Consider the following 21,589-nt stretch of genomic DNA (forward strand, 5'->3'; position numbering starts at 1 on the left):
GAGGAGGTGCGTCGACATCCCGCATCAATCTTGAACACAACAACTACGGCGCTGGAGGCGTCGGAGGGAGGGGAATCATGGGTATTGAACTATTGGCCATAGGCCTGCTGGTCGCGATGTTCATCATTGCGACGATCCAGCCGATCAACATGGGCGCGCTCGCCTTTGCCGGCGCCTTCGTGCTCGGCTCGATGATCATCGGGATGAAAACCAGCGATATTTTCGCCGGCTTTCCGAGTGATCTGTTCCTGACGCTCGTCGCCGTCACCTACCTCTTCGCCATAGCGCAGATCAACGGCACGATCGACTGGCTCGTCGAATGTGCCGTCCGCCTGGTGCGCGGGCGGATCGGCTTGATTCCCTGGGTGATGTTCCTGGTCGCCGCCATCATTACCGGTTTCGGTGCGCTTGGACCTGCCGCGGTCGCCATTCTCGCACCCGTCGCGTTGAGCTTTGCCGTGCAATACCGCATTCACCCGGTCATGATGGGCCTGATGGTGATCCACGGCGCGCAGGCGGGCGGCTTTTCGCCGATCAGCATCTATGGCGGTATCACCAACCAGATCGTTGCGAAGGCCGGCCTGCCTTTCGCGCCGACCTCGTTGTTTCTCTCCAGCTTCTTCTTCAACCTGGCGATCGCAGTGCTGGTCTTCTTCGTTTTCGGCGGCGCAAGGGTGATGAAGCAAGATCCCGCATCATTTGGCCCGTTGCCCGAACTGCATCCCGAGGGCGTATCGGAGTCGATCAGAGGTCACGGTGGCACGCCGGCAAAACCGATCAGGGAGCATGCCTATGGTACGGCGGCTGATACCGCGACGTCGTTGCGCCTGAACAATGAGAGAATTACCACCTTGATCGGCCTGACGGCGCTCGGCATTGGCGCCCTGGTCTTCAAGTTCAACGTCGGCCTCGTCGCCATGACCGTGGCTGTCGCACTGGCGCTCTTGTCACCGAAGACGCAGAAGGCAGCAATCGACAAGGTCAGCTGGTCGACCGTGCTGCTGATATCAGGCATCATCACCTATGTCGGCGTCATGGAGAAGGCCGGGACTGTCGACTACGCGGCGAACGGTATATCCAGTCTCGGCATGCCGCTGCTGGTGGCGCTCCTGCTTTGCTTTACCGGTGCCATCGTCTCGGCCTTTGCATCCTCGACCGCGCTTCTCGGCGCGATCATCCCGCTTGCCGTTCCATTCCTCCTGCAAGGACACGTCAGCGCCATCGGCGTGGTCGCGGCGATCGCGATCTCGACGACGATCGTCGATACCAGCCCATTTTCCACCAATGGCGCGCTTGTCGTCGCCAATGCACCGGACGACAGGCGTGAGCAGGTGCTGCGACAGCTGCTGATCTACAGCGCCCTGATCGCGATCATCGGCCCGATCGTCGCCTGGTTGGTGTTCGTCGTGTCCGGGTTGGTGTGACGGCGGGCTGCGAGGAAGCATCGCTTTCCGCTGCAGGGTTCCGGATCGCTGCGGCCAACGCATCCGGATCGAAGAGTGCGCTTGTCCAAAACGGCTCTTGATGCTAGGAAAATTGCATGGACAACACCCTGATCAGCACTTTTGTGATGATGATGCCGCGCTCATAAGCGTGGCGGGTTTCGTGCGTCCAGAATGCACCAGCGACCGCCCTCGAGGCGGTCTTTTCATGGGTCGATCCGTCTCGCGGGGCAAACAGCCTTCGAAAGGAAACGCCGATGAACACGATCTACATCACCACCTCGATCCCCTATGTGAATGCCGCACCGCATGTCGGCTTTGCCCTCGAACTGGTCCAGGCCGATGCCTATGCCCGCCATTTCCGGCTTCTCGGTCAGGACGTCCGCTTCCAGTGCGGAACCGATGACAACAGCCTGAAGAATGTCAGGTCGGCGGAAGCCGCGGGATTGCCCGTGAAGGACTTCGTGGACGCAAACGCCGACAGGTTCGAGCGCCTTGGCGGCCTGCTCGATATCTCCAACGAGGAATTCGTCCGCACGTCGCGCGATCCGAGGCACATCGCCTGCGTCCACGCCTTGTGGAGGGCATGCGCCGGACATGGCGACCTCTATCGCAAGGCCTATGAGGGCCTCTATTGCGTCGGTTGCGAGCAATTCTACGAGCCGTCGGAACTCGATGACGGGCGTTGCCCTGAACACGGCATTGCCCTTGAGACCATCCGCGAGGAGAACTGGTTCTTCCGTCTCTCCCGATACGGCGACCGGCTGCTAGAGCTTGTCGAGACCGGAAAGCTTCGCATCGTTCCGGCCCATCGGCGCAACGAGGTCCTTGCCCTGTTGCGGCGCGGCCTGACCGACATCAGCGTGTCGCGCAGTGCGGAGCGGGCGCGAGGCTGGGGTGTTCCCGTGCCCGATGAAGATGAGGTCGTCTACGTCTGGTTCGATGCCCTGGCGAACTATCTCACCGGTCTCAGCCACGGGTCCGATGAAATCCTCTTGCCGCGCTATTGGAACGGCGGCCAACGCATCCATGTCGTCGGCAAGGGCATCTCCAAGTTCCACGCCATCTACTGGCCGGCCATCCTGTTATCCGCAGGCCTGCCGCCGCCATCGTCGATCCTCGTGCACGGCTACGTCACGGTGGATGGCAAGAAGATCGGCAAGTCGGCCGGCAACGGCATCGATCCGGAACGCATCATCCAATCCTACGCAACGCCGGACGCCCTGCGATATTACCTGCTCCGGCATATACGCTCGGCAGACGATGGCGACTTCTCGGCCGAGCGTCTGGAAGCCGCATGGTCGGGAGAACTTGCAGGACAGCTCGGAAATCTCGCCAACCGGGTGCTTGCGCTTCTGTCCACGTCGTTCGACGGGATCGTTCCGCCCGTGCCGGACAGCGCGTTCGTGGAGGAGGCTGCCCGCCTTCCGGCGAAGGTGGCTGAAGCGTTCGATGCCTACGAGCTCCATGTCGGCCTCGCCGATATTTTCGCATTCATCGGCGAGGCGAACAGGCGGTTTACAAAACGCGCACCATGGGCGGATGCAAAAGCGCTGCTTGCCGATCTCACGCCGGAGGATCGGAAGGCGACCGCCGCCCGTCTCGGCTCCTCGTTGGCCGAGCAGGTCTACGGCCTTGCGATCATCGCCCGCTGCCTCCTGCCGTTCCTGCCAAGCTCGGCCGCAAAGCTGCATTGCAGGCTGGGAATACCATCACCTCGCCTCTATCGGGACCCCTTGATCGTGGCTGGAGTCAAAGCCGCCCCGCAAGCCGTGCTCTTTCCGCAAAGAACGGCGGCTTGAACCCACGGCAAAATACTCTGCGCTGCTATCTAGGAAGCGCAGAGTTTCGATGGGGCGATAATTTCAGCCGACAGCGAGATCGGCGTGGCGGAACGTATCTCATGGGAGAGTGGACGATCTAACTGGTGGGGCTTCAGCCGATCCTCTCGTAAGCCACCGATGTCGCTCAGAACCTGTCCGTTCTATTCACGGAGTAATTGCAAATATGTAGAATGCAACGTTAGAACCTCATCATCACTAGTAACTTAAAAGTCACGCAGATTCCGAAAAAAGTTATGCCCCAATGCAATTAAACATCCAATTGACTCTTCAAAAATCGAGATGTAATGCTGGTTAAATTTATTCATGCAAGCAGAATACATGCATCATCTCGGTGGAAATGTTATAAAGCGCCAAAAAGAAAACTTGGTTAATTGCGTAAAGAAATTTCTTACGAGGGGACAGCCGTACATTATAGCGGACTTTCCATCAAGCAAAGATCCCGGACATCATGCATGTTGGCTTGGATTGGCTAAAGTGTTACACGAAGTCGCTGGCCGTCTACCCGTGCTTGTTGGCAGCACTCCGCAGAGTATTGACGAGATAAAATCCACTCCCGGCGATGCTCCAATATTCATTTGTGGATGGGCCAATTTCGGAGACGCACGCGCTGGCAGGGATGACATTCGTTATCGCTTGATGTGGAAATATCCAGATCGAACGATCATTCAGATGCCGCAAACGATTCATTTCGCGAACGAGTCGCTCAAGGAATACGCGAAACAGACGATTGGGAGGCATCGCAATTTTTTTTGTATGACGCGCGATGGTCAGAGTTTCGAGCTAGCAAAAGCCAACTTCGATTGTGATGTTGAGGCTTGCCCTGACACGGCATTTGGCATGGAAACGCTTAAACCGTTCGAAGCTGATCCTCTCCGGGTATTATATGTCATGCAGCCTCTTGGAGAGGACGACGTTGATATAGCTAAAGCGCGAGCGATTATTGACGGACCTCTTACCAATTGGATTAACGGTCCAAATAGTTTGTCGCGCATGCGCAAGTCGAGCGTAGTCAAGTCAGCGTTGCGACATGGCTTTAGCCGCACAGAGATGATGGCCCAACATCATGAGGATGTCGCTGCTCGATATGTTGATTATGGCGTGAAGATCCTGTCCGGCGCGCAACGGATAATCACCAACCATCTACACGGTCATATTCTCTGTCTTTTGTTGAATAAGCCGCATATCGCGGTTGCGAGGGAGGGAAGCAAACTACACGACTTCATCGGTAGCCAGACTGGCGACAGCCCTCTCGTGGAGAAAGCGGCAAATGCCAATGAGATTTTAGCAGCAATGTCTCGCCTGCCGTATGAGATGGGCGGAACTTGGTACAAGTCAAGTAAACCCATGAATCTAAACGCCACTATTCCGGTCCCAGATCTAGTACCTCACCCCTCCATAGTCTGATTCCCGGTAGGAGCTCAGTTTGTCGGTTTTACAAGACGACGATATTCTATTCAGCCATGTCAGTGAGAACCGATCCGCAGCAGCCGTAACGGGTGCCTTCTGGTCGGCGCTGAGTACGCTTATTCCGACAGTCCTTACCTTCGCTGTCTTTGTGGTGACTTCTCGCGTTCTCCAGCCTCAGGATTTCGGTCTTGTCGCGCTGGCATTCAGCATTGTGTCGTTTGCAGGCAGCTTTGGACCAACGGCATTTGGCGAAGCGATCATACAAAGAGCCGAAATCAGGCGCAGCCATCTGGATACCATATTCCTACTTTCGCTCGCTTTTTCATTTTTGATCTATGGCGCTTTGTGTATCGCCGCTTCGCCAATCGCGGCGTACGTGGGACATGAGCAAATCACACCTCTTATTTACATAATGGGATTGAAAGTTTTCTTCGACTTCACGGCAGTCGTTCCGAATGCAATTGTTAATAGGAAGATGTCATTTCATTTGGTGGCCGTCCGCACTGTGATTGCTACCATCACTTCTGCTTGCATTTGCCTTGTTTTGGTTTTGGCAGGTTTCGGCTTGTGGGCTCTTGCGATTGCACAGATCGCGGCCACAGCGGCATCATGTGGCGCCGCCTTCTGGGGCGCTGGGTGGTTGCCCGGGCTTCACTTGAAGAGATCAAGCCTGAACGACCTCCTTCACTATGGCTTTTTTGCATCTGGTACTCGGTTCTTACAGACGATGAGCTTGGACAACTTGCTCATAGGCGTGCTCTTGAGCCCGTCGGCGCTTGGTATCTATAATTTTTCGAAGCGTTTGTTTGATATGATCAATAACGTCATCGCCGGAGGCTTAACATCTGTCACGCACGTCTTGCTTTCTTCATTGCGGGCCGATCCGAAGAAAGTTCGAGAAGCATTTCTAATGGCAACGTTTGGTTGCGCTCTGGTTTCGTACCCCGTATTCATTGGCCTTGCCGCAGTTGCCGATGATGCGATCACGACAATTTTCGGTGCGCATTGGATCGAGGCCGTTTGGCCAGTTCGGTTCTACTGCGTTATCGGGTTGATGGCTGGGATCGGCTACGTGCAGGCATCCTTGATAAAGAGCCAAGGGGAGATGGATTGGTGGTTCTACTACCAGCTGGCACGCAATCTTCTCACGCTCTTGACCATCGCAATTCTTTATCCCTATGGCGTCACAACAATCGTTTTCGCGATAATGATCGAAGTTCTGTTGTTCTGGCCGATCACGAGCTGGAAGGTCTCTCGGCATATAGAGCTGAGTGTCGGGGCCTATTTGAGGCAATTCCTCCGACCGAGTATAGCCTGCGCAGGAATGGTTGCTGTCGTTTTCCTCCTCCACGAATTGCTAATTCATTGGTCCCCGTATCCACGTTTGGCCGCGGAAATCCTTGCAGGTGGCATTGCTTACTGCGGCCTGATATTCGTTCTGTGCAGGGCTCGTTTAAATGTCTTGATCGCTGGTATAAGGCAGGCGCGGAAGCGCAAAAACAACAAGGACGTGATTGTCAAAACAGTAGAGCGGCAATAGTCTGAAATAATAGGATAATCTGTAAGATGACTAGTCTCGATCGCGGTTATTCGCCACCGGCAATTGACAATGTAAGAGTCTCGATTGCCGACCGCAGCCGTTACTACTCTCTAGATGCAATGCGCGGGTTCGCGGCTATTTGTGTTGTCGCTACACATTTCCGGGAGAGCTATGCCCCCTCCGCTTATCTTGCAGTCGACTTTTTCTTCGTTCTCAGCGGATTTATCATCGCGGAGATCTATGGAAAGCGGCTTTCGCGTGGTCTGCTATTCCAGACGTTTATGGCCGCTCGAATCAAGCGTCTTTATCCGCTCTATCTCATCGGAATCTTGGTCGGTCTCGTGCAGATCATCCTGTTAACAGGTTGGGGGCTGAGAAGTCAAAGTGTCAGTGACCTGGTGCTCTCGACAGCAGCCAACGGATTTTTTCTGCCTAGCCCAATGTATTTCTTTCAATCGAACGCGATGCAAGGAATGTTTCCAATCAATGGTCCTGCATGGTCAATGTTCTGGGAACTGTTGGTGAATATAGTGTTCGCACTATGGCTTTTTCGGCTCCCTATCCGCGCCCTTTGCCTAGTTGCGTTGGCTTCGGCTGCATTTTTAGTTTTCGTGGGGCTTGAGTACGGAACGTTGAATATTGGCTGGGAGTGGCCATCAGCGGTAGGTGGACTCCCAAGGGTAATGTTTTCATTTACGGCAGGGGTCGTGATTAGCCGTCTATTCGGCGGCATGCCCGCGTGCAGGAAAGGCTGGATCGCCATCGTGCCATGCCTTCTTCTGATGATTTGCATTGCGGCGCCGGTTCCTATGGTGCTGCGGCCTTACTACGATTTGATGTTCGCGATGGCCTTGGCGCCGCTCATCGTGATGCTTGGCCTCTTTTTGGAGATGCCTGCAAAAGCAGAGGCGTTGGCGACCTGGATTGGCTATATCTCCTACCCGATCTACATCTTACACCGAGGTGCGATCGGTGTGTTCAAGCCAGTCGCAGGATCGATTGGATTGAATGGTCCTCTCGCGTTCTTCATGTTTCTCAGCGCAGTCGTATGTTTCGCTTATGTGACGGCTCGTCTCGTTGACAAAACTATGGCTACAGGAGCCCAGCGAGCTCGATAAAGGGGTGCAGCGCTTTCGGCCAGCGCTATTTTCGACGTTATGCGGCCGTCTCGCTCATCCGACAGTGCCCGATCTTCAATCCAACGGCATTACAAAGGTGAAGCGCGTCTCCTTGTCATCGGAACTGACCGTGATCGTCCCGCCGTGGGCGCGGGCGATTTCCGAAGCGATGTGCAGACCCAGCCCCAATCCTCTTTGACTTGTGCCGGCTTCGCCTGTGAAGAAAGGCTGAAAAAGCCGTGTCATCGCGTCGCTGGAAATCGGAGCGCCGCCATTGGCGATCCAAAGCTCCAACCTTCCGTCGACAGTTGCCGCCGAGAGCCGCACCGGTTCGTCCGGTGTGCCATGGGTCAGGGCATTTCCCAGAAGATTGGACACCAGCTGGCCGATCCGGCCGCTGTCGCAGTTTATCGGCCCATCGAATTCGATCGTCACCTCAATCCCGCGGTCGAGGTGACTGAAGCGAAGTTCTTCGATGACCTGCCGCAAGAGCGGCTCGAGATGCTCCGCCCGCCTCTCGAGCGTGATGCCGCCACCCAATCGTCCGCGCGCGAAGTCGAGGACGTTATCGATCAGGGCTGACATGCGAACGACGCTGCCCTGCATCAAATCGAGCACTTTAATCGCCCGATCGGTCTGCTTCTCTTTTCGCAGCATGCGCGCCGCGGCTGCAATCGAGGCAAGCGGGTTGCGCAGGTCGTGGCCGAGAACAGCAATGAATTCTTCCCGCAACTCGGCGGTTTGCTGTTCAAAGGCGAGTTTGGACTTGATCGTGGCGCCGGCAGCATCGGCGGCTGTGCGCGCATCGACCAGCTCCCGTTCATAGCGGCGACGCTCGGCAGCCTGGAACATCGTCACGCGGGTGAAAAGCAGGGCACCGTCTTCGGCACGTCTTTCCACGGCATTGGCGAGCACAGGCAGCTTTCTGCCGTCCACGGTGACAAGATCGAGGGCCACCTCGTTGAAAAACCCTTGCATGCGCAGCAAAGGCGCAAAATGGGTCTCGTAGAATATACGGCCCGACGTGTTGAGCAGGTCGTGAAGTCGTTTGCCGAGGAGTTGCTCGGCAGGGATGCCGATCCAGGTCGACAGCGTTCGGTTGACCTTGACGATGCGCCCGTCCGGCTGCAGCGAAAGATAGCCGCATGGCGCGTTTTCGTACAAGTCCTCGAGGTCCTCAGCCGGCATGAAGATTTGCGTATCGGCACCGGTCATCGGACGAACCGCCGGATTGCAGATATGACCTCGTCGGGAGCGCTGAGGTTGGGACAGTGGCCACTCGCATTCAGCACGACCAATTGGCTGTTTGGGACCTGCCGATGGACGAATTCGCCGACCTCTTCAGAGGCGATGATATCATCGCGGCATTGAAGGATCAGCGTTCTGGCGGTGACTTCAGGAAGGTCGCTGCGATTGTCCGACGTGAATGTCACCCGTGCAAATGCTTTGGCGATCTCAGGATCGGTGCGGCAGAAGCTATTGGTCAGCTCTTCGCCGAGTTCCGGTCGATCCGGATTACCCATGATGGCGGGCGCCATGGCGGCAGACCACCCCATATGGTTGTCGTCCAACGATTCGAGAAGTTCGTCTATCTCAGCCGCGCTGAAGCCGCCGAAATAGTCATCGTCGTTGATATAGCGCGGCGACGGCCCGACAAGGATCAGGCTTTCAAACAGTTCCGGCGCCTCCAATGACGCGATGACGCCGATCATTGCGCTGACCGAGTGCCCGACGAAGACAGTTTGCGTCAGGCCGAGCGCGCGGCAAATTTCGACGAGGTCATCTGCATAGCCCGCCAATGAAGAATATTTCCGGGCATCATAGGCCGTGAGATCGGATCGTCCTGCGCCGACATGATCGAACAGCACCGTCTTGAAGTCGGCCTCAAAAGCCGGCGCCACGAAGCGCCACATATTCTGGTCGCACCCGAATCCATGCGAAAAGATCATCGCACGCTGGCCATCGCCCCGGACTTGAACATGATTTCGATCGATGACGGTCATCTCGCCCTCTTCCCTGCTTTCATAACATGTTCCGCCTGTTTTGGATCGAGGAAAGATCAGCCCGGCAACGGTTCGATGGCTCTGTGCCGCGATTTTCCTGAGGCGGCCGCCCGGCCATTTGCGGCATGCCTAGTCCATCACTTTCCGGAGTTCGAAGAAGAATCGCCGAGGGTCGCCGCGCAGGCACATCATTCCGGCAATCCCGTCATCGTCAATCCTCCGAAAGTAGTCCACGATCGGCTGTTTGTCGTAGATCATCGCAGCCGTTTCGATGCCGTCGAGCGCCTGAAGCCGCAACGAAGCGGTCGTGCCTCTCGCTCGAAGCACCTTCTGCAGGTACGAGAACCCGTGGCGGGCGACGAGCGTCCGGCCAAGGGGCGCCATCTTGATCGCCAGCTCAACAGGGAGGAAATTTGGCTCGATCGCCACGAGCCGGCCCGGTCTCCAGTTGAAGAGCAGGGCGTCCGCCCGCATGTCGGAATGGAAGCGCTTGCCAAACCAGTTGAGATTCTCGAGCACGCCGTCCAGTGGATGGCCCGACTGAATACCGACGCCGCTCCAAAGGCCGACCATGTCCTTCGGCTGGACGGGCTCCAGCGAGCGGAACCAGGCAGCCATCTCCTCCTGGTCGCCTCGCATGGTTTCTCCTTCAACGACGTTCATTGTGGAAAATGAAAAGAAGGTTTGGAAAGTTCCCGTTCATGCGGACCGGTCGAAAGCGCAACGGCCCCCGAAGGGGCCGTTGGGGTATTCGCCAGACAAGACCGGCCTATGCGTCAGGCGCGCGACGGCAGCAGGGGATAGCCGACCATGACGGCGCGGCCAAGCAGGGCTGCGACGAAAGCCTTGATCACATCGCCGGGAATGAAGGCCATCGAGCCGACGAAGGCTTTCGTGAAGCCGAGGCCGGCGACGGTGGCGAGATAGGTGATGCCGAAGGCGTAGAGCACGACGATGCCGCCGGCCATGGCGGTGAGGAAGAAGCTCACCGTCTGCACCAGGCCGGATTGCTGATGGTTGACCAGCCGTTCGCTGAGATAGCCGGTGACGAAGGCGGCAAAGATCCAGCCGATCAGGAAGCCGGCCGTCGGCGACGCGAAGATGGCAAGCCCGCCGCGGCCGCCGGAAAGCACCGGCAGGCCGATCGCCACCAGCACCAGCACGATCAGCACGGCAATCGCGCCACGCCGGGCGCCGAGCACGACGCCGGCCATCATCACGCCGAGGGATTGGGCGGTGATCGGCACCGGAATGAAGCCGAGCGAGATCGGCGGCAGCAGGCCAAGCGCCACGATGATCGCGGCAAAGAGGGCGGTAAGAACGAGGTCGCGAGTGCTCATCATGAATTCCGTATTTATCAATCGTTAACTCACATGCCGCCGAATGCCGCGCGCGTCAATCGCCGCGGCGATATTATCCGCATCCTTAAGGGTCAAGATGATCAACGGCGCAAGCAGCGTCGTCGGCCGGACCTTCAGCCCGCGTGCCTTATGCGCCTCGCGGATCGCCTGATAACGCCCGACGATCTCAGGCACAAAACGCAGCACCAGCCCGAGCGCCAGGCCGATATCGTCGGCCTGCACCCAACCGGTGCGTTCGAGCGGGCGGGCAAGCGCCGTCACCTCGTCGATGAACTCGGTGATCGACGTCGTCGCCGTCACGGTGGCGGCAAGCAGCATCAGCGCCGTCAGCCGCAGCAGGGGCACGAGCGCTTCCTGCCAGGGATTGAAGATGAGGTTGAAGAGTGCGACGACCGCGATCGTCAGGAAGACCGGCCGCAGCCGCCGGAGCCCATCCGCAAACGGCAGGCCGATCATCCGGTAGAGAACCGCCGTCAGCAGCACGGCGATCGACAGCAAGACGAGGTTCCCGCTGATGAACAGCACGACGCCGAAGACCGTTAGCGACAACAGCTTTACCCGCGGCGAAAGCCGGTGCATCACGCTGTTGCCTTCGACATAGAGCGACTGCATCAGGCGGCGATCTCCTTGTAGCGGGCGATCGCTTCGGCAGCCGGTGCATCGGCGGCAAGCCGCCCTTCATGAAACAGCAGCACTCGCTCGAAATCGGCGATCAGCTCCAGATCATGCGTGATGATGATGGCGCTTTCCGGGAGCCCGGCGATAATCCCTTCGACCAGCGTCCGGTTCTTGAGGTCGAGCTGGTTGGTCGGTTCGTCGAGGATCAGAATGCCGGGCCCCGTCGCCAGCACCGAGCAGAGCGCCGCCACCTGCAGCTCGCCGCCGGAAAGCTCGTGCGCGCGCCGATCGGCCAGCGCCTCGGCGCCGAAGCGGGCCAGCACGCCCTCGACCTTCGCCTCGATCTCCGCCTTGCTGAAGCCACGCCGCTTCAGCCCGAAGGCGATATCGTCTTTGACGATCGGCAGGATGATCTGGTTCTGCGGCGACTGGAAGATGAAGCCGACATCGGCCACCGCAGTCTTTTCGTCGTTCGTATCGCAGCCGTTGACGGTGACGCGGCCGACCGATGGTTTGTTCAATCCGTTGATCAGCCGCGCAAACGTCGTCTTGCCCGAACCGTTCAGCCCGATGACGCCGATGCGTTTCCCACTGATGTCAAGCGTCAGCGGCTGCAGCGCCACTCGTGCCCCGAAACTGACCCCGGCGCCTTCGAAACGAATATCCAAACCAATCCCTCGCATTTTTCACCGGAGGAGATTGCCGATACCGGCCCCTCATCCGCCTGCCGGCACCAGCCGGGGTCGAGCCACTCGTCTCGACCCGTCCTTCGGACCCCCGTAAACGGGGCGAAGGGGTTAGACCGCGACCTCTCCATTCCCCACCAACCTCTCGCAGGGCACGTCCCCTCTCCCCGCGAGCGGGGAGAGGGTTAGGGTGAGGGGCAGCCATTGGCGCCAACCTGACAGCAGTGCTTCTACACGGGGAATCGAGGATGATGAAAGCGCAAATCTTGCTGTCGATATTGGGTCGATATCGGGTGGCTAGGAAGATTTTCCGGATTATGATGCAGCTATGACGAATCTGCTTTCCAATTCCGATGCCCGCCGTGTCTTCCTTGCCAAGCAGGGCCTCAGCGCCCCGCCGAACCGCGCCCTGACCAAGGCCGGCCTGCTACAGCTCATCCATGAACTGGGTTTCGTCCAGGTGGACAGCATCCAGACAGTGGAGCGGGCGCATCATCAGATCCTGTTTTCCCGCAACCAGACCTACAGGCGCGAGCATCTGACGGCGCTGCTCGAAAAGGACGGCGCGCTGTTCGAGCACTGGACACATGACGCCTCGATCCTGCCGAGCGCCTTTTTCGTCTATTGGAAGCACAAGTTCCGCCATCAGGAGCAGGTGATCGTCGAACGCTGGCGCAAATGGCGCGGCGAGGGCTTCGAGGCGGCGTTCGCGGAGACCTATGAGCGCGTTGAGCGCGACGGCGCGATCCTGGCGCGCGACATCAAGGCCGATGGCCACGTTTCCGGCGGCTGGTGGAACTGGCATCCGAACAAGACGGCGCTCGAATATTTCTGGCACACCGGCAAGTTCGCCATCGCCGGCCGCTCGAATTTCCAGAAGATCTATGATCTGGCGGAGCGCGTCATCCCGGCCGAATTCCGCGAGCCGGAGGTGAGCCGCGAGGAATTCGTCGACTGGGCATGCCGCAGCGCGCTCACCCGGCTCGGCTTCGCCACCCATGGCGAGATATCAGCCTTCTGGAACCTGGTCTCGCCCGATGAGGCCAAGGTCTGGGTATCAGCCCATCGCGACGAACTGATCGAAGTGCTGATCGAATCGGCGCTCGGCGGCAAGGCGCGCCCATCCTGGGCTTTTGCCGATTTCCTCTCGACACTCGACGATTATCCCGGCGCGCCGCCGCGCATCCGTGTGCTCAGCCCCTTCGACCCGATGATCCGCGACCGCAACCGCACCGAACGCCTGTTCGGCTTCTTCTACCGCATCGAGATCTTCGTGCCCGAGCCGAAGCGCGAATACGGCTATTACGTCTTCCCGCTGCTCGAAGGCGACAGGCTGATCGGCCGCATCGACATGAAGGCGGATCGGAAAAAGTCGACGCTCGATGTCAAGCGGCTCTGGCTGGAGCCGGGTGTGAAGCCGTCGGCCGGGCGGCTGGAGAGGTTGGAAGCGGAGCTGGAGCGGCTGGCGCGGTTTGCGGGTGTGGAGAAGGTCGTGTTTCTCGAGGGGTGGAGAGGATAGTCGAACTACCCTCACTCCCTCATCCCTGTGCTTGTCACAGGGATCCAGCGCACCCAAGTCCTTGGGTGCGGGAAACTCTATTCGTAGAAGCAAATGAGTCATTCACGGCGCGGACGCGCCGTGGCTGGATTCCTGTGACAAGCACAGGAATGAGGGATGGCGAGGGTCCAAGCCCACGCCCGATCAGCAGATCTCCGTCGTGCTGATCTTGATGCCGAAACCTTCGAGGCCGACATAGTGGCGCTCGCGGCTGGTGAGCAGCTTGATCGAGCTGACGCCGAGATCCTTGAGGATCTGTGCGCCGAGGCCGATTTCCAGCCATTCGCTGTCGCGCGTCTGGGCTTCGGCATGGGCTTCGCGGCCCTGGTTGCGGGCCTTGCGGCCATTATCGTGGTGGCCGACGCCGACCGAGCCTTCGCGCAGATAGACGATGACGCCGCGGCCTTGCTCGGCAATCTTCTGCATGTAGAAATCGACCGGGCTGTTCTTGCCGAAGAGATCCTCGGCGACATTTTCCGGATGCAGGCGGACCGGGATGTCGACGCCGTCGCGGATATCGCCGAAGACGACGGCGAGATGCTGCATCGGATCCCAGGGCAGCGAATAGGTATGGGCCTTGGCCTTACCGAACGGCGTCTCGATGTCGAAGCTGGTGCCGAGTTCGATCAGTGTTTCCTTGCGCTGGCGATAGGCGATCAGATCGGCGACCGAGACGAGCTTCAGCCCGTGCTGTGCGGCGAAATCGACCACCTGTGGGCCGCGCGTGACGGTGCCGTCGTCGTTGACCAGCTCGGAGATGACGCCGATCAGCGGCAGGCCGGCGAGCTTGCAGAGGTCGACGGCGGCTTCCGTATGGCCGGAGCGCATCAGTACCCCGCCTTCGCGGGAAACCAGCGGGAAGATGTGGCCGGGACGGACGAAATCGGAAGCGCCGACATTCGGATTGGCGAGGTTGCGCACCGTCAGCGTCCGGTCGTCTGCCGAGATCCCAGTCGACGTGCCGTGCTTGAAATCGACCGAGACGGTGAAGGCCGTCGTATGGGCCGAATCGTTTTCCGCCACCATGGCGTTGAGGTTGAGGCGCTTGGCCTCTTCCTTCGGCATCGGCGCGCAGACGATGCCGGAGGTGTGGCGGACGATGAAGGCCATCTTCTCCGGTGTGCAATGCACGGCGGCGACGATCAGGTCGCCTTCGTTCTCGCGGTCATTGTCGTCCATGACGACGACCATCTCGCCGGCCTCGAAGGCCCGGATGGCGTCGACGACGCGCTTCTGGTCATAAGACATGGGCGAGCGCTCCTATTTCAGACGGCCGGTCTGGCCGCGGTCGCGAAGATAATGGTCGGCGACGGCGCAGGCGACCATCGCCTCGCCGATCGGCACGGCGCGGATGCCAACGCAGGGATCGTGCCGGCCCTTGGTGCGGATATCGACATTCTTGCCCTCCGCATCGATCGACTGGCGTTCGGTCAGGATCGAGGAGGTCGGCTTGACGGCGAAACGCGCCACCACCGGCTGCCCGGTGGAGATGCCGCCGAGAATACCGCCGGCATTGTTGGAAAGGAAGATCGGCGTGCCGTCATTGCCCATGCGCATCTCGTCGGCATTGTCTTCGCCTGACGTTTCGGCGGCGGCAAAACCATTGCCGATCTCGACGCCCTTGACGGCGTTGATCGACATCAGCAGCGAGGCGATGTCCTGATCGAGCTTGGCATAGATCGGCGCGCCGAGGCCGGCCGGCACACCTTCGGCAATCACCTCGATGACCGCGCCGATCGAGGAGCCCTTCTTGCGGACGCCGTCGAGATATTCCTCCCAGACCGGCACGATCGCCGCATCGGGCGAGAAGAACGGGTTCTGATCGACCTGGTCCCAGTCCCAGTTGCGGCGGTTGATCTTGTACTTGCCGATCTGCACCAGCGCGCCGCGCACGGTAACGCCTGGTACGACAAGGCGGGCGATGCCGCCGGCGGCAACCCGCGCAGCGGTCTCGCGCGCCGAGGAGCGGCCGCCGCCGCGATAGTCGCGAATGCCGTATTTGAGGTCGTAGGTATAATCGGCATGGCCGGGGCGGTATTGTTTCGCGATCTCGCCGTAATCCTTGGAGCGCTGATCGGTATTTTCGATCAGCATCGAGATCGGCGTGCCGGTGGTCGTCATCGTCTCGCCGTCGGCGTCGAGCATGACGCCTGATAGTATCTTCACCAGATCGTCCTCGCGCCGCTGCGTCACGAAGCGGGATTGGCCGGGCTTGCGCTTGTCGAGCCAGACCTGCAGGTCCTTGAGCTTGAAGCTGAGCCCCGGAGGGCAGCCGTCGACGACGCAGCCGAGCGCCGGACCATGGCTTTCGCCCCAGGTGGTTACGCGGAAGAGGTGACCGAATGTATTGTGCGACATGTGTTCCGACCGGTGGCGCGCCAAAGCCGGTCGCGCCATTGCTTGAATAGGCGCGACACTCATAGGCCAAAAAAACGCCGAGGCAAAAGCCTTTCTTTGCGCCAAACCGGCAGCTCAGGGAATGCTGTTTCCGTTCGTTGTCGGGGATGGGCGGCGCATCCGGCCGCCACTCTCTTTGCGCAGGCGGGGAGGGGGCAGGGCGAGGGCGATCGGCAGGCGCCGATCAGGACGCCAGCCGCCACCCCGCTCCTGTGGCTTCATTGGTGAAGTCGTCAAAGGAGAGCGGCCGCGAGAAGGCATAGCCTTGCAGGATGTCGCAGCCGAGATCGCGCAGCAGCGCGGCATGTGCTGCCGTCTCCACCCCTTCGGCCACCGTCTCGACGCCGAGTGAGCGGGCGATCTCGATGATCGAGCTGACCAATGCGCGCTCCTGCGAGGCATTGACGATCGGCTGCACCAGCTGGCGGTCGATCTTCAGCCGCTTCGGCTTCAGCTTCAACAGGCTGACGATCGAGGTATGGCCGGTGCCGAAATCGTCGATCTCGATATCGATGCCGAGCGCCTTGATGCGCTCGAGATTCTGCGAGACGACGTCCTCGCTCTCGTCGAGGAATATCGATTCCACCAGTTCGAAGGAGAGCTCGCCCGGACGGATATGCAGGTCGGCGAGCGATTCCAGCAGGCTGCCGTCATGTAGCCGTCGGGCCGAAACATTGACAGAGACCTTGGGCACCACAATGCCGCGCGCCGTCCAGCGCATCTTGTCGTGCAGCGCAGTTTCCAGCACGATCCGGTCGAGCATCTGCACGACATTGATCTCGTCGGCGATGCGCAGGAACTTGTCAGGCGCGAGCCACCCCTTGGAGGGGTGCTTCCAGCGCACTAGCGCCTCGACGCCGGTGAGTTCCATCGTCCGGGCGCAGAATTGCGGCTGATACCAAGCGGTGAATTCGCCATTGTCGATGCCGGCGAGGATCTCGTCGGCCGTGCGCTTGGTGTTGATGATATCGGCCTGGAGATTGTGATTGAAGAATTCGAAGCGGTTGCGGCCCGTGCTCTTGGCGCGGTAGAGCGCGATATCGGCATTGATCAGCACCTTGCGCGCATCGACATGGATGCCGTTGGCAAGCGCAATCCCGATCGACACGCCGCAGCGGCAGGAAAAACCCTGGAAATCGATCGGCTGGCGCATTTCCTCGATGATCCGCGTCGAAAGCTGCGCCATCTCCTTGTCGCCGACGTCGACGCCGAGGATGACGAATTCGTCGCCGCCGATGCGCGCGACGATGTCGCTGCCGCGGACATTCTTGGCGAGCACCTTCGAGGCGTGTACCAACATCGCATCGCCGGCGGCATGGCCGAGCGTGTCGTTGATGTCCTTGAAGCGGTCGAGGTCGATGTGCAGGATCGAGAATTTCTGCCGCTGCTGGCGGCCGTCATGGGTCAGACTTTCGAGCGCGATGTCGAGCTTGCGGCGGTTGGCGAGTGCGGTCAGCGGGTCGTGCAGTGAATTGTGCTCGATCCTGTTTTTGACAAGCTCGAGCTCGATATTCTTGGCGACCGCATCGTCTTTGGCGGCTTTCAGCCGGATCGTCATCAGCACGTCTTCGGTGGCGTCGAAGGCGATGCCCATGATCTTCATCTCGCTAGTCCCCGTCTGGTGGACCTTGCCGACCGAGCGCACATAGCGCACCGAGCCGTCGTCGACGATCACCCGGCAGACGAGGGTGTGCGTATCGCCGTTGTGCTTGAAGTGACGCGCGCTTTCGAGCGCCAGGCTCCTGTCCTCGGGGTGGATGCGGCTAAGCCAGATCTCCTCGGTCATGAAGCCGTTGCGCGGTGTAAGCCCATAGAGTTCGTGCATCCGCTCGTTCCAGATCGAGCCGCCGAGGCCAGGCCGCGCCTCCCATATGCCGCACTGATAGGAATTGAGCGCCAGGTCGAGCCGGCTGGAAAGCTCGGCGAGCTCGCCCTCGCGGCTCGAGAGCTCGTCAAGCGCCAGCTCCAGCTCGGCATTCTTGACCTCGCTCATATCCTTGGCCTTGCGCAGCGTGTCGGTGATCTCCGCATCGGCGGTCACGTCCCAGACGATGCCGATCGTCTTGCTGACGCCGGCTGCATCTGTATAGAAGGCGCCGACCGAGCGCAGATGGCGGATGCCGCCGTTGCCAAGCAGGATGCGGTACTGCGCCGTGCAGGCAGCGCCGGCAATGCTGCAGCTGAAGAAATGCACTTCGGCGGTTTCACGATCTTCGGGCAGGATCGCCGCCAGCCATTCGTCGAGCACCCGGCTTCCTTCTTTCGCCGCTTTGCCGTGCAGAGCCGCGGCACGGGCATCCCAGAGCAGACTGCTCGAATGATCCTCCAGCTCCCAGATGCCGATATTGGAGGATTCCAGCGCCAGGTTGAGCCGCTGCGACAGTTCCAGCAATTTTGCCTCGCGGGTCTCCAGCGCGGTGATGTTGCGATTGCGCTCGCCGAGCAACAGGGTCGCGAAGAAGATCGGCACGATGATGATGAAGCCGGCGGCAAGGATGATCAGACGCAGCTCGGTGCGGTTTTCGGGTATCGCGTTCCAGCCGCTATTAGGGACCGCGGAAAGCTCCCACTTGCCGCCGGCAAAGCCGATCTTCTGGCGCATCGGATTCTTGTCATCGATATCGGACGAACCGAAGAACGGCGGCGGCAAAGCGGCGTTGGTCGCGGCCGCCGCGCCGATATCGCGGATGGCGATCGAAAGATGGCCGAGATGCGGATAGCGCTCCCGGTTTTCGCGGTCGCGCGCCGGCATCAGCCCGGTCGCCTGGTAGAACATTTGCTGGTCGATGGCGACTTCGACCGCCCCCCAGATCCGCCGCTGGCCATTCTCCTTGACGTAAACCGGGAAGAAGATGGCAAAGGCGTCGCGGCCGTCGGTGCTGATCGGGCCGTAGAAGCGCGCCGACTGGTCGCCGGCTGCGCGGGTCATCACTTGGCGAAAGAAGAGAGTTTCGCGCACGTCGCGGCCGATCCGCTCATTGCCGGATTGCGGTGGGTGGATGTCGCGGATGATGAAATCAGGCGCGACGGCGATATGAATGAAAGACGGGTTCTGGATTAGCAGCCAGTTGATCTGGCGCTCCATCTCCTCTCCGTTGGCCGCGCTGACGGAGATCAGGTTCGTCAGATCGCGCACGACGCTGAGGTCCAAATTGATCTCGGCCATCACCCGGGCGCGGATCAGGTTGGTCTCGTTTTCCGTGCGGATATGAAGTTCGCGCACATGAGACGCAGTATTGGCCCGGTCGAGCCCGAAGCCGACCATGATGACGACGAGGGCGACGAGCGACGAAACCAGAAACGAAACGCGGGTATTCTTCAACACGCGCCGCAACTGCTTGCTGTCGCTGAGCCTGGATAGCAAAATGAAACTCCCCTGTTGGCGAGCAACTGTAGGACGCGCGGGTTAATTTACGATTGCCCGCCGGCGATGCCGAAAAATCGTGTGAAGGGAAAAACCGCGGGTTAACGCGGCATCTTGATTATATTTAAAATCCTATTCATCAATTGGGCGGGAAAAGCCTTTCTTACGGGCAATTTTCGCCATATTCAGGAGCTTATCTGTGGCCAGTCATTTTTTCGTGCAGCTTATCGTGCAGCGTTTCAAAAGGATTGTCGCCATGCGTTTCGTCGTCGCCACGCTTTTGGCAACAGCAAGTTTCCTGTCACCGATGAGCGGTTTTGCCGAGAGCGCCGATGTCGAGGCGACGATCAAGAAGGTCGACACGGCCAACCTCGTGCTGACGCTCGATGACGGCAAGACCTATCAGGCGCCCGAGGAATTCAATTTCGACGGCCTCGAAGCCGGCGTGAAGGTGATCGTCTTCTACACCGAGGTCGACGGCAAACGCGTCATCAACGATCTCGACATCGTTAAATAGGCAGTTCTCTGGAGAATGATCGAGTGAGGTACGCGCAGTGGCTGCCCCTCACCCTAACCTTGCCGGGGTCGAGCCACTGGTCTCGACCCGTCCTGCGGACCCCCGTAAACGGGGCTAGGGGCCGTGCCCTGCGAGAGGTAAGCGAGGAACCGAGAGGTTGCGCCTATCCCCCTTCGCCCCGCGCGCGGGGAGAAGGTGGCGGCAGGCGGATGAGGGGCTGGTCTCGGCAATCTCCCTGGGCAGCTCGTTCGCATCCCCAATGCGACCTAGCGCCCTGCAATACCTACAGCCAGACGATCGTCCGCTCCGTGGTTTCGATCCGGATGATCCGGTCCTGCGGGATCGCGCCTTCGGCAGCCGTGCTTTTCGGCAGGTCGGCGATCGTCTGGAATAGCGTACGGATGACGCCGCCATGGGTCACGCAGACCGTCGGACGGTCGACCGAGTTCAGCCATGAGCCGGTGCGCCAAGAGAGGATTTCGTAGCTTTCCGCATCATCGCCGGGTGGGATGAAATCCCATTTGGAGGCATTGCGTTCCGCCACCCGCTCGCGCTGCGTCGCCTTCAGCTCCTTGATCGTCGAGCCTTCCCAGTCGCCGAAGGAAATTTCAACCAGCCTTGGATCGGTGCGATAGGCGAGCGGCGGCAAGCCCATGGCAGTGCGCATGATTTCCATTGTCGCGCGCGTGCGCTGCAGCGGGCTTGCGACGAAATCGAATTGGTCGACCGTGTCGCCGAGGATCCCGGCAAGCGCGATGCCGTTCTGCCGGGCCTGTTCCAGGCCCGTGGCATTCATCGGGATGTCCTTCTGACCCTGCAGGCGGCGCTCGGCATTCCAGGCGGTCTGGCCGTGTCTGATCACATAGATAAGCACGGTCTCGCATCCATATGGATAAATTAGTCCTTGATGACGGAAATGTCGGGCGCGTCGACCGCCTTCATGCCGATGACATGATAGCCACTGTCGGCATGGTGCACTTCGCCGGTGACGGAGCGCGACAGGTCCGACAGGAGATAGAGGCCGACATCGCCGACTTCCTCGATGGTGACGGTACGGCGCAGCGGCGCGTTATATTCGTTCCACTTCAGAATATAGCGGAAATCGCCGATGCCGGAGGCGGCAAGCGTCTTGATCGGTCCGGCCGAGACGGCATTGACGCGGATGTTCTGCGGTCCGAGGTCGACGGCGAGATACTTGACGCTGGCTTCGAGCGCGGCCTTGGCGACACCCATGACATTATAGTTCGGCATCACCTTTTCGGCGCCGTAATAGGTCAGCGTCAGCATGGCGCCGCCATCCGTCATCAGCTTCTCGGCGCGGCGTGCGACCGAGGTGAAGGAATAGACGGAGATCTGCATCGTCTTGGCGAAGTTGTCGGCCGAGGTGTCGACGTAGCGGCCGGTCAACTCGTCCTTGTCGGAAAAGCCGATCGCATGCACGAGGAAATCGATCTTGCCCCACAGCTTCTCGACGTTCGCGAAAACCTCATCGATGGTGGCTTCATCGGCGACGTCACAGTGGCCGACGAGCGTCGCGCCGATTTCGGCGGCGAGCGGCTCGACACGCTTCTTCAGCGCATCGCCCTGATAGGTAAACGCAACTTCTCCGCCGTGCGCATGAATGGCCTTGGCAATACCCCACGCAATCGAACGATTGTTGGCGACACCCATGATGACGCCGCGTTTGCCTGCCATGAGGCCGGATGCTTGAGCCATATTTCGCTCCCTAGGATT

General features: G+C 59.6%; 18 protein-coding genes. 7 read left to right on the plus strand and 11 right to left on the minus strand.

Annotated elements, in window-relative coordinates; translation table 11 throughout:
• The first annotated feature begins 77 nt into the window (after window positions 1–77).
• The 5 genes from AC245Y_RS03250 to AC245Y_RS03270 all read left to right on the plus strand — a co-directional run bounded on the left by AC245Y_RS03250 (window position 78) and on the right by AC245Y_RS03270 (window position 7,351).
• Window positions 78–1,424: an SLC13 family permease gene (locus tag AC245Y_RS03250; RefSeq protein WP_017993147.1), complete on the plus strand. Its 1,347-nt coding sequence runs from the start codon at window positions 78–80 to the stop codon at window positions 1,422–1,424.
• Window positions 1,425–1,699: 275 nt separating this feature from the next.
• Window positions 1,700–3,244, plus strand: coding sequence for a methionine--tRNA ligase (metG, locus tag AC245Y_RS03255; RefSeq protein ID WP_017993148.1), 1,545 nt, complete (start codon window positions 1,700–1,702; stop codon window positions 3,242–3,244).
• Window positions 3,245–3,604: 360 nt separating this feature from the next.
• The gene (locus AC245Y_RS03260; RefSeq protein ID WP_026157266.1) at window positions 3,605–4,690 is read left to right on the plus strand and encodes a polysaccharide pyruvyl transferase family protein; all 1,086 of its coding nucleotides are present in this window, start codon (window positions 3,605–3,607) and stop codon (window positions 4,688–4,690) included.
• Window positions 4,691–4,709: 19 nt separating this feature from the next.
• Window positions 4,710–6,233: a lipopolysaccharide biosynthesis protein gene (locus tag AC245Y_RS03265; protein WP_017993150.1), complete on the plus strand. Its 1,524-nt coding sequence runs from the start codon at window positions 4,710–4,712 to the stop codon at window positions 6,231–6,233.
• Between the two features lie 26 nt (window positions 6,234–6,259).
• A complete protein-coding gene (locus AC245Y_RS03270) occupies window positions 6,260–7,351 on the plus strand; it encodes an acyltransferase family protein (protein ID WP_017993151.1) in 1,092 nt (363 codons plus the stop codon).
• A gap of 75 nt (window positions 7,352–7,426) precedes the next feature.
• Here the strand turns inward: AC245Y_RS03270 and AC245Y_RS03275 are convergent, their stop codons facing one another.
• The 6 genes from AC245Y_RS03275 to AC245Y_RS03300 form a co-directional block, all read right to left on the minus strand.
• Window positions 7,427–8,566, minus strand: coding sequence for a PAS domain-containing sensor histidine kinase (locus AC245Y_RS03275; RefSeq protein WP_012756296.1), 1,140 nt, complete (start codon window positions 8,564–8,566; stop codon window positions 7,427–7,429).
• Window positions 8,563–9,354, minus strand: coding sequence for an alpha/beta fold hydrolase (locus tag AC245Y_RS03280; protein ID WP_017993152.1), 792 nt, complete (start codon window positions 9,352–9,354; stop codon window positions 8,563–8,565). Before AC245Y_RS03280 ends, AC245Y_RS03275 begins: the two co-directional genes overlap by 4 nt.
• Before the next feature lie 129 nt (window positions 9,355–9,483).
• Window positions 9,484–10,017: a GXWXG domain-containing protein gene (locus AC245Y_RS03285; RefSeq protein ID WP_017993153.1), complete on the minus strand. Its 534-nt coding sequence runs from the start codon at window positions 10,015–10,017 to the stop codon at window positions 9,484–9,486.
• A gap of 113 nt (window positions 10,018–10,130) precedes the next feature.
• Window positions 10,131–10,694, minus strand: a complete 564-nt coding sequence (locus AC245Y_RS03290) for a biotin transporter BioY (protein WP_012756299.1) — start codon at window positions 10,692–10,694, stop codon at window positions 10,131–10,133.
• 24 nt (window positions 10,695–10,718) lie between these two features.
• The gene (locus tag AC245Y_RS03295) at window positions 10,719–11,327 is read right to left on the minus strand and encodes an energy-coupling factor transporter transmembrane component T family protein (RefSeq protein WP_017993154.1); all 609 of its coding nucleotides are present in this window, start codon (window positions 11,325–11,327) and stop codon (window positions 10,719–10,721) included.
• Window positions 11,327–12,001 carry an energy-coupling factor ABC transporter ATP-binding protein gene (locus AC245Y_RS03300; RefSeq protein WP_020486921.1) on the minus strand — a complete coding sequence of 225 codons (675 nt, stop codon included), beginning with the start codon at window positions 11,999–12,001 and terminating at the stop codon, window positions 11,327–11,329. The genes AC245Y_RS03295 and AC245Y_RS03300 overlap by 1 nt, the downstream gene beginning before the upstream one ends.
• 346 nt (window positions 12,002–12,347) lie before the next feature.
• Here AC245Y_RS03300 and AC245Y_RS03305 point away from each other — a divergent pair, with 346 nt between their 5' ends.
• Complete coding sequence (locus AC245Y_RS03305; RefSeq protein WP_017993156.1) at window positions 12,348–13,538, plus strand: winged helix-turn-helix domain-containing protein; 1,191 nt, start codon at window positions 12,348–12,350, stop codon at window positions 13,536–13,538.
• A 183-nt stretch (window positions 13,539–13,721) separates the two neighbouring features.
• Here the strand turns inward: AC245Y_RS03305 and ribB are convergent, their stop codons facing one another.
• From ribB to AC245Y_RS03320, 3 genes are all read right to left on the minus strand, one after another.
• Window positions 13,722–14,825, minus strand: coding sequence for a 3,4-dihydroxy-2-butanone-4-phosphate synthase (gene ribB, locus AC245Y_RS03310; protein ID WP_012756303.1), 1,104 nt, complete (start codon window positions 14,823–14,825; stop codon window positions 13,722–13,724).
• A 12-nt stretch (window positions 14,826–14,837) separates the two neighbouring features.
• A complete protein-coding gene (aroC, locus tag AC245Y_RS03315) occupies window positions 14,838–15,935 on the minus strand; it encodes a chorismate synthase (protein WP_012756304.1) in 1,098 nt (365 codons plus the stop codon).
• Between the two features lie 223 nt (window positions 15,936–16,158).
• Complete coding sequence (locus AC245Y_RS03320) at window positions 16,159–19,338, minus strand: bifunctional diguanylate cyclase/phosphodiesterase (protein ID WP_017993157.1); 3,180 nt, start codon at window positions 19,336–19,338, stop codon at window positions 16,159–16,161.
• 256 nt (window positions 19,339–19,594) lie between these two features.
• Here AC245Y_RS03320 and AC245Y_RS03325 point away from each other — a divergent pair, with 256 nt between their 5' ends.
• Window positions 19,595–19,855 (plus strand): DUF1344 domain-containing protein, encoded by a 261-nt coding sequence (locus AC245Y_RS03325; RefSeq protein ID WP_003569889.1) that lies wholly within the window; start codon window positions 19,595–19,597, stop codon window positions 19,853–19,855.
• 283 nt (window positions 19,856–20,138) lie between these two features.
• Here the strand turns inward: AC245Y_RS03325 and AC245Y_RS03330 are convergent, their stop codons facing one another.
• Window positions 20,139–20,729, minus strand: a complete 591-nt coding sequence (locus AC245Y_RS03330; RefSeq protein ID WP_017993158.1) for a histidine phosphatase family protein — start codon at window positions 20,727–20,729, stop codon at window positions 20,139–20,141.
• A 23-nt stretch (window positions 20,730–20,752) separates the two neighbouring features.
• The gene (gene fabI / locus AC245Y_RS03335; protein ID WP_012756308.1) at window positions 20,753–21,571 is read right to left on the minus strand and encodes an enoyl-ACP reductase FabI; all 819 of its coding nucleotides are present in this window, start codon (window positions 21,569–21,571) and stop codon (window positions 20,753–20,755) included.
• Window positions 21,572–21,589 lie beyond the last annotated feature (18 nt).

It is taken from the genome of Rhizobium sp. SRDI943, from assembly GCF_057653695.1.